This is a genomic window from Streptomyces sp. 13-12-16 (assembly GCF_002114215.1).
GTDB lineage: Bacteria > Actinomycetota > Actinomycetes > Streptomycetales > Streptomycetaceae > Streptomyces.
This window is the reverse complement of record NZ_NCTE01000254.1, coordinates 1-665: the sequence shown is the minus strand read 5'-3', so window position 1 is coordinate 665 and position 665 is coordinate 1. Positions and strand designations below refer to the sequence as shown.

General features: G+C 74.9%; 1 protein-coding gene. It reads right to left on the bottom strand.

Translation table 11 applies throughout. From position 1 onward, the window contains the following. Positions 1-322: 322 nt before the first annotated feature. The gene (locus B7767_RS11505) at positions 323-535 is read right to left on the bottom strand and encodes a hypothetical protein (protein ID WP_085572119.1); all 213 of its coding nucleotides are present in this window, start codon (positions 533-535) and stop codon (positions 323-325) included. Positions 536-665 lie beyond the last annotated feature (130 nt).

Sequence of the window (665 nt, the reverse complement as noted above, 5' to 3'; positions counted from 1 at the left end):
GCCCGCGCGATCCTGCGCGCCTACCGCCACGACCGCCGCTGGTCCGGGCCCCGCCGGGCCGTCGAGAACTGGCTCGGCGGCACACCGGACCCCACGCCGCGGCCCCTGGAGCGGGGCTGACCCCGGGTCTTTTTCGCCCCCGCCCGCCCCGTCCCCGGGGGCTGCGCCCCCAGACCCCCGTGCGCGGTTGCCCGCGCCCCTGTCAGGGGCGCGGGGCCGTGCCGATGTGCGGCTCCGCCGCGTGGGCGCGAACAACCCCCACCGACCCGCACGTCGGGGTCGAAGGGGCGGCGGAGGGACCCTTCCGTTCAGCCTCCCGAGCTCACGCCTCTTCCGCGTGGAGGCTCATCGGGCCGTAGACCTCCGTGGTGTCCTCCAGCAGCCGCACCTGGTCCGCGCCACCCTCGAGCAGGGCCTTCCAGTGCTCCCCGATCCAGGACTCGGCATCCCCCTGCGTGGGGAACTCCTCCGGCGGCACCGCGGGCTCGACCTGCGTCCCGTCGGTCTTCTCGAACCGCCACGTCCATGCCGCCATGTACGCCTCCCAAGAGTGTGATCACACCGGGCCCAAGCCTAGTCGGACGGGCAGTCGCCGTGGGGGCAGGTGAGAATCGGGGCGTGGAACTGACTCTGCTCGGCACCGGTGCCCCGGCGGGACTGCCCCG